Raw genomic sequence first — 8,960 nt, 5'->3', positions numbered from 1 at the left:
CCGATGGGGATCAGGGGAGAGGGGGAGAGGATTTGACAATTTTTGATTGTCATCAAAATATACAATGTTTATTTACACAACAGCTTAAAGCTGATTGCATAAATTTGCGATCGATCGCGAAACCGCAGATATCAGGCAGATAAACACAGATAAACGCAGATAAATTTATTTTGTAGCAGATTCCTAAATCTCAACTCTCAAATCTCTAATCTCAAATCGACTCAGGATCGAAAACTTAATAAGTTAAACAGCTCCTACAGTCTTCTCTCCTGTAAGTTGCTTTCCTCAAAGGAGGCAGAGCCAAAGCATCTGCATTACCAGGCAGAGCGAAAGTAACGAGCAATCTCTAATCTCAAATCGACTCAGTTGTTTGTCTACCAGAAAATTGGGGTTAGAGCCTCCCCCTTCTAGGGGGACTTTCTCCATATTTTTAGAGGAAGTTAGGCATTCCTATGATAAACGTGTTATCGTAGGAACAGGAGAAAATTAAGATGCTCGTTCTCGAATTCAAGGCTTACGCAAAACCAGATCAATTCCAGGCAGTCGATGAAGCGATTAGAATTTGTCAATTCATTCGCAACAAATCGATCCGACTGTGGATGGATGGTGGCGCTAAATCTTGGTTCGATCGTTCTAAGTATTGTGCGATTTGGGCAAAATAATTTGAATTTGCAAATAAGTTAGGTGCGATGGCCAGGCAGGCTAGTGCAGAAAGAGCATGGGCCAGTATTTCTCGATTCTTCGATCGTGTTAAAAAAGGCATTAAAGGTAAAAGAGTTGGGTTTCCTAAATTCCAGAAAAATTGTCGTTCTGTTGAGTACAAAACTAATTCTTGGAAGCTCTCGGAAGATAGGAAATCAATCATCTTTACCGATAAGTGTGGAATTGGCAGACTGAAGTTAAAAGGTACTCGCGACTTAAATTTCTATCAACCAGACAAAATTAAGCGGGTGCGGTTGGTAAAACGATCAGATGGATATTACGTCCAGTTTTGCATCTCTGTAGAACGAGTAGAAACCGCTCCCATGACAGGCAAAACGATTGGACTAGATGTCGGTTTGAAAGAGTTTTACACTGATTCAAATGGCTTCATGGTTCCCAACCCTAGATTTCTGCGTAGATGTGAAGCACGAATAAAACGTGCTGTCTTGTAAGTCGGAAAGTCAAGGGTGGGTCAAATCGCCACAAAGCTAGAGTGATTTTAGGTAAGCGACATCTCAAAATAAGTAGACAGCGCTCATACCATGCAATTAAGCTTGCAAGGTGCTCCCATCACATCAAACGATGTAGTAGTTTACGAAGATTTGAGAGTGTCTAACCTGGTTAAAAATCACTGCCTAGCAAAATCAATAAGCGATGCTTCTTGGTATCAGTTCAGAGTGTTCTTAGAATATTTTGGAAAAGTGTTTGGTCGGATAACTATTGCGGTAAATCCTGCTTACACCAGTCAAGAATGCAGTAATTGCGGGGAAGTCGTTAAAAAATCTCTATCCACTCGAACCCATGCTTGTCAGTGTGGATGCGAGATGGATAGGGATCGTAATGCCGCAATTAATATCCTGAATCGCGGGATAGGTACGACGGGGCACGTCGGAACCTCTGTACTAGATGCAGTAAACGCTTAGGGAGATTGGATCTCTGGATCGGGTGCAGTAATGTTCTTGATTTAAGTCCCATCGCAGAACTAAGAATCCTCACGTCTTGAGGCCCAGGAGTGTCAACTGTAAAAATAGCGAGTCGAGGGTTGAGGAGTTATCCAAAACAACATCGGCTTGTTGGCACTTTTGAGCTAGCGGCATCTGAGCCTTAATCCGGGCATTCGCCCGATCGCAATTCAAGCCATCTCGCTGCATTAACCGCTCTAACTGCACTTCGGGCGAACAGTACACCACCCAAATTTCGGTACACAAATCTGTCATGTTAGCTTCAAACAACAGCGGCACTGCCAAAACTACTGTCAATGTATTTGGTGATACCGGATTATGTGAAGCAATGCAGTTTTGAGTTGCTTCCACCAATCGGCGGCGTACATAAGGGTGAATCTGTTGTTCCAACCACTGCCGTTCGGCTGCGTTACAAAAAATAATATTTCCTAACTCTGGGCGATTTAAATTGCCGTCGGAAAACAAAATACTAGCGCCGTATCGTTCTACAATAGAGTCAAGTATTGGCGAACCGGGTTGCACGGCTTCGCGGGCATAAATATCGGCATCTAAAATCGGAAATCCACAGGCATCTGCCAGATAATTAGATATAGCGGTTTTTCCGGTGGCGATGCCCCCTGTCAAACCGATCGCGCGGACAACTCGATCGCTCATAATTTTCTCTTTGTTTAAACAAAACTGTGTGTTTCGACACTTGGTCTATGTGTTTGCTATGTTGGTGACACAATCAAAATTAGACTTAAAATTGGAAATTTGCGATCGAGAGCTAGCGTTAGGAAGTGTCAGCATTGGGGTGCGATCGACTCTTTTTTAGCTAAAATCTCCATTTTTAACTCAAATTTAAGTCTAGATCGAGGCAAACCTATGAATGCTCAACGTGCTGTACGATCGATTCTGGCAGCAATTCCCCTTGCTGGATTTTTGATATTAGATTTTTTGCCCAACCTGGTTTTCCTCAAAGAAAACAGCAGCGGATGGGTAATTGTGGCAATTTATCCCCAATCTCAAATTGCCGCAGCACAGTCGATCGTTCCAGCAGCAGACAGCACCGGCACCGCCATCACCCCAAAACCGGGAGCTCGCTACGACATTACAGGTGGCACAGCCTCGCGAGACGGAGCAAATCTGTTCCACAGTTTTACTCGATTCGGTTTGAATTCTGGCGAAACAGCCAATTTTATCTCCAATCCCACCATTAAAAATATCCTCGGCCGCGTTGTCGGCGGCGACGCTTCGTTAATTAACGGTTTAATTCAAGTTAGCGGCGGCAATTCTAACTTGTACCTGATGAACCCCGCAGGGATTATTTTCGGAACCAATGCCCGACTCGACGTGTCCGGGTCTTTTTTTGCTACCACCGCTAGCGGTATCGGTTTTGACAGCGGCTGGTTCAACGGCACCGGGGCGAACGACTACGCGGCCCTCGTCGGAGAGCCGAATACTTTTGCTTTTGGCGCGCAGTCGGGGAGTATTGTCAATGCCGGCGATTTGGCTGTGGGAAGCAGGCAAAATTTGACTTTGCTGGGCGGTACTGTCATCAGTACGGGGAAACTTTCAGCCCCCGGCGGTCAAATTACTGTGGCGGCCGTCCCTGGCGAAAATCGGGTGCGGTTGAGTCAAAACGGACTTTTGCTGAGTTTAGAATTTACTCCGGGTGCGGGAGTGTCGGGTTCGACAACTCTGCCTTTTTCTCCCCTGAGTTTGCCTCGACTGCTTTCGGGGCAAGGCGTTGCTGAGGCTACGGGTGTAACTGTGAACGATCGCGGTGAAGTCGTACTGACTGCAGGCCAAACAGTGCCTGCAATGGCAGGAACTGCGCTGATATCGGGTGCTGCGGACGTGTCTGCCAGGGGGGGCGCGGGAGGCAGTATCAACGTGTTGGGCGACAAGGTAGGGCTATTAGGAGCGAAGATTGATGCTTCGGGGGCCGACGGCGGCGGAACGGTGCGGATCGGCGGAGATTACCGGGGCGAGGGAACTGTGCCGAATGCGACGATGACTTATGTGGATGGCAAAAGTTCGATCGCCGCCAACGCCACAGACTCCGGTAACGGCGGCAGAGTTTTTGTCTGGGCGGACAACACGGCAGCATTTTTGGGCAGCATCAGCGCGACGGGCGTTTCTGCAACTGGCGGCAGCGCAGGTATTGGCGGGTTTGTGGAAGTTTCGGGCAAGCAAAGATTGATTTTTAACGGTAATGTCGATACTTCCGGCACAAACGGTTTGGGGACTTTGCTGCTTGACCCGGAGAATATTTTAATTACAGATTCCGAAGCAGCGGCGGGTGATGCGGAAATTATTGCTAACAATAATATTTTGGCAGGAACTCCACCGGAAGGGCAAAACAATTCCGATGCTTCGCTGACAATTTCTACTAGAGCTTTGGAAAGTCTGTCGGGGACGGCAAATGTGGTTCTGGAAGCGCTCAACGATATTAAAATTGCTGATTTGGCGGACGGTCAGTTGAGCTTTGCGGCCACTACTGGTTCGGTGACATTCAGGGCAGATGCCGATCGCAGCGGTGCGGGTGCTTTTTCGATGAATCCTAGAGATACAATTAGCACGGCTGGCGGCGCGATCGCCCTGGAGGGAAGTCAAATTACGGCGGGCAATTTGTCGAGCAACGGCGGAAATATTAGTTTAATAAGTCCGGGAACAACGGTTGCTAACAATATTTCGGCATCTAATTCTAGCAGCGGTACTAGCGGAAATATTTTGTTGGAAGGCCAAAACGTCACAGTCCAAAAAATTGATGCTAGCGGCTCTAAATCTGCGGCAAATGTAACTTTGACGGCTAGGAACCTTCTGGGAGTGAGCTCGATCGCAGGGGGTTCTGGAAACATTACTTTGACTGGTAATGAAATTAATTTGACTGGTGGCAATAATTCGATCGGCGGTACTGGCTTTTTGGTAATGCAGCCTTGGAACTCCAGTCAAAATATTGCGATCGGCGGTTCTGGAGATGTCGGTACTAATATTTATTTGAATCTGACAGCAAAGGAACTCGGAAGTTTGGAAAACGGGTTTGCTGGAATTACGATCGGTCGCAGCAACGGTACCGGTGCGATTTTGATTGCTAACGATTTCACATTTTATGACCCGCTAATTATTCAATCGCCGGCGGGTTTGGGAACAATTGCTACTACAAGTTCTTTGACTGGGGCTGACGATGCCTCAATTACTCTGAAAGCAGACGGCAATATTCGCATCGGAAATATCACTACCAAAAATCAAGAAATTCGCATCGCCAGTACGACGGGGAATGTGACAACTGGTCAGCTACACACGGGAATTCCGCCCAGCATCAGCACTTCTGTCAATTCTTCCAAGCTGCCGCGCACGTCGGCTGGTGATGTGAGCGTTACGGCAGAGGGTAGGGTGACTGCAGGCTCGATCGACACTAAGGGCGATCGCGGGGGTAACGTGACGCTGACTGGTGGTGCGGGAGTGACAGCAGGGGCGATCGAAGCTGGCGGTTCGCAAACAGGGGGAAATATTACTCTGACAGGTAATGAAATTGATTTGACGGGCGGTAAGAATTCGATCGCCAGCAACGGCAATTTGGTGCTGCAACCGTCCGATCCGGCTCAAAATATTACTATTGCCGGTGCTGCTGAGACTGAGGCTTTGGACTTGACTGCTGCAAAATTGAACTCGCTGCGGAACGGGTTTGCTTCCGTAGCGATCGGCCGTGCTGACGGTAGCGGCATGATAACTATTGTTCCGCCCACAACAGCACCAAATTCAACAAATTCAACACCAGTCCCGGCGGTGACATTTCAAGACTCGACGACGATCCGATCGCCTTTTGGCCAGGGCGCGATCGCGGGAACGGGTGCGATCGCCGGTACTGATAACGCCACAATTTCTCTGATCGCAGGTACTGTCGCTGTCGGAGACGTTACCTCGAATGGGGGGATTAACATCACTAGCAGTCAGGGTAGCTTAACTGCTGGTGTTGTTTCATCTCGATCGGCGAACGGGGCGGGGGGCGATATCAACATCCGCAGCGCCGGTGGGATAGCAGCGGGCAATGTCAATGCTTTCGGTGCCAAAAACGGCGGCAATATCTCGATCGCCGCGCCCGGCCAGATCGTGACGGGGGCTGTCAATTCGAGTTCGGAGTCGGGAAGTGCCGGCTCGATCGAGATTAACGGGCTCAAAGATGTTGAAGTTGCTTCGATCAAAGCTCGCGGCAATACCGGCGGCGATGTTGCAATCGATGCGGGAGGAGTGTTTCGGGCGGCGGGAACTGGAACGACTGCCGATCGCCCATCGAGCGTTAGCATTTCTACAGACGGGCAGGTGCGATCGGGTTCGCTGACGTTGCTGCAAAGCGCTTGCCGGTCAGGAAACTGCAAGGCGACGACTGTGGCGGCGGGAAACTCGAAGCCGACGACTGGGGAATCGTCAACTGCGACACCGCTGGCGATCGTGCCTCCTCCTGCTGAAACTACCACTGTGGAACTGAAAACTACAGGCACTTCTCAACAAATTGTCGTTCAGCCCCCCTCCGCGTCTGGGGCCAAGAGCGGTACCGCAAATGTCTCGCCAGAACCTGCTGCTGCGTCTGTTGAGGTGCTGCCGAACGAAACCGACTCCCCCTCCTCATCCTCCCCTGTACTGCTGTCGTCGCGGGTGTTAAATGCCGATGGGGCCGCGCCTGCGGCGACAACAAACGGCAGCGCGGCGACAGCACAGAAGCCCGCGAGTGGTGGAAATACAGAAAGTATCGGAAATGTGAGGGTTCCTGAGATTTCTCGATCGAGTGCGATCGCAATAAGTCCGAGCGAGGCTGTGCAGCAAAGGGATAGAATTCAGGGCCAGGAATTTGAGCGTTATTTTGGTGGCAATATCGCTCAAAAGTCAGTCACGCCGCAAAGTATCCGAGATACTCTCAGCAGTGTCGATCGCTTGACAGGGGTTAAGCCGGCGATTGTTTATGTGTGGGCGCAACAGGGATATTTAGAACTTATGTTATTTTTGCCCGACGGCAAAAGTGTTTTTAAAACCGTGTCTGTAAGCCGCGAGACTGTGTTGCAAGTTGCCAAAGAATTCACTAATGCTGTGAGAACTCCTCGGAGATTGAATACTGCTGATTATAAGGCACCAGCCCAGGAACTTTATCAGTGGTTAATTGCACCGCTGCAACCGGAATTGGAGGCTAACAAAATTGACACCTTGGTGTTTTCGATGGATGCCGGTTTGCGAACTTTGCCTTTGGCTGCTCTTTTTGATGGCAAACAGTTTTTGGTAGAAAAGTACAGTTTGGGGCTGATTCCCAGTTTGAGTTTGACTGATACTCGCTATGCCGATGTTAGGGGTTCGGAAGTGTTGGCGATGGGTGCGTCGAAATTTCCGACCAAATACGATCAAAATCCTCTGCCGGCTGTGCCGTTGGAAATATCGACAATTGTGGGCAAGATTTGGCCTGGTTCGTCTTTTCTGAATGAAGCTTTTACTCTGGCAAATTTGAAGGAAAAGCGCAATCAACCGCAATACAAAATTATTCATTTAGCGACTCACGGTGATTTTCAGCCAGGGGGGGCTGAAAATTCTTACATTCAGTTTTGGGATACTAAGTTGCGGTTGAATCAGTTGAATCAGTTGAAGTTATCCAACCCGCAGGTGGAGTTGTTGGTTTTGAGTGCGTGTACTACGGCGGTGGGTGACGAAGAGGCTGAGTTGGGGTTTGCGGGGTTGGCGGTGCACGCTGGGGTAAAATCGGCTCTGGCGAGTTTGTGGTATGTCAGCGATGCGGGTACTTTGGGGCTGATGACTGAGTTTTACCAGCAGTTGCGTACCGCGCCGATTAAGGCTGAGGCTTTGCGTCAAGCGCAGTTGGCGATGCTGCGGGGAGAAGTGCGCCTGCAGGATGGTTATTTGGTGCGATCGGGCAACAATCAAGCTCTGCCTTTGCCGGCGGAGTTGGCCGCCAGGGGCGATCGTAATTTGTCGCATCCCTATTATTGGGCTGCTTTTACCATGATCGGTTCGCCTTGGTAATTGCGAGGGAAGAGGGAAGAAGTCATTAGTCATTAGTCATTAGTCATTAGTCATTAGTCATTAGTCATTAGTCATTAGTCATTAGTCATTAGTCATTAGTCATTAGTTATTGGTTATTGGTTATTGGTTATTAGTTATTGGTGATTGGTGATTGGTTATTAGTTATTGGTTATTGGTTATTGGTTATTAGTTATTGGTGATTGGTTATTAGTTATTGGTTATTGGTTATTGGTTATTAGTTATTGGTGATTGGTGATTGGTGATTGGTGATTGGTGATTGGTGATTGGTGATTGGTGATTGGTGATTGGTTACTTGCTACGAATTCCCAATCCCTCCGCTTCGCTCCGCCCAATTCTCAATTTCCAATAACAACTAACAGCTAACAACTAACAACTAACAGCTAACAGCCAACAGCCAACAACTAACAACTAACAGCTAACAGCTAACAGCCAACAGCCAACAACTAACAGCTAACAGCCAACAACTAACAGCTAACAGCTAACAGTTAACAGTCAACAGTCAACAGTTCACAGTCAACAGTCAATAGTGAATTTACTATTTCGATTAAGAGAGGATTTGATATGACTAATGATATCAAATCCGCTCGCACTATCAATGATTAAAATATATAATTCCGATGCTATCGGAGGAGTCTGCAGGCAACAGTTAGAGCCAAAAAATCCGCGCGTTTAAGGTGTAAATCATCATAATACAAATATAATTTGTAACTGATTAATAGCAACGGGGTGGTGTCCTATTTTGCCGTTATGATGTGGTGCGAAAGTTTGATAAACAGTTCTGGATGCCTCAGCCCACATTAACTGGGTTTTGTACCTTTACTGCAGGCTGCCTGCGAAGGATTTTCATCCGTTAAACTCGGTTTCTGACCACCCGTGGAAAGTTTGACAAATTAATGATAGATACAATCGATCGACCTTACACTACAGTAATACTGGCGATTAGTGCTGACGGTAAAATTGCAGATGCAGCCCGATCGCCCGCGAGATTCGGTTCTGCCAACGACAAAGCCCACCTCGAACAACAAGTCGCTGACAGTGACGCGGTTTTGTTCGGCAACGGCACTTTACAGGCCTATGGAACAACGATGAGAGTGATTTCGCCGGAATTGCTCAAACAGAGAGAACTGCACGGGAAGCCCCCACAACCGGCGCAAATCGTATGTTCGCGATCGTCGAAATTTGACCCGAATTTGCGCTTTTTCCAGCAACCGGTGCCGCGATGGCTGCTGACTGCGGAAGGGGAAGATGGGGAGAGGGGGAGATTGGGGG

General features: G+C 48.3%; 3 protein-coding genes and 1 pseudogene. 3 read left to right on the top strand and 1 reads right to left on the bottom strand.

The genetic code is table 11. The features are described from left to right. Window positions 1-491 precede the first annotated feature (491 nt). Window positions 492-1,625 (top strand): annotated as a pseudogene (locus IQ263_RS27040) (RNA-guided endonuclease InsQ/TnpB family protein). A 69-nt stretch (window positions 1,626-1,694) separates the two neighbouring features. Here the strand turns inward: IQ263_RS27040 and coaE are convergent. Next, window positions 1,695-2,318: a dephospho-CoA kinase gene (gene coaE, locus IQ263_RS27035; RefSeq protein ID WP_194071143.1), complete on the bottom strand. Its 624-nt coding sequence runs from the start codon at window positions 2,316-2,318 to the stop codon at window positions 1,695-1,697. Between the two features lie 210 nt (window positions 2,319-2,528). Here coaE and IQ263_RS27030 point away from each other — a divergent pair, with 210 nt between their 5' ends. Beyond that, complete coding sequence (locus tag IQ263_RS27030) at window positions 2,529-7,670, top strand: CHAT domain-containing protein (protein ID WP_194071142.1); 5,142 nt, start codon at window positions 2,529-2,531, stop codon at window positions 7,668-7,670. A 914-nt stretch (window positions 7,671-8,584) separates the two neighbouring features. Then, on the top strand, window positions 8,585-8,960 hold a 376-nt coding region (locus IQ263_RS27025), incomplete at its 3' end, for a RibD family protein (RefSeq protein ID WP_194071141.1).

It is taken from the genome of Tychonema sp. LEGE 06208 (assembly GCF_015207505.1).
In the GTDB taxonomy this organism is placed as follows: domain Bacteria; phylum Cyanobacteriota; class Cyanobacteriia; order Cyanobacteriales; family Microcoleaceae; genus Microcoleus.
Note: the sequence above shows the minus strand (reverse complement) of the source record. Positions and strands in the feature narration are given on the sequence as shown.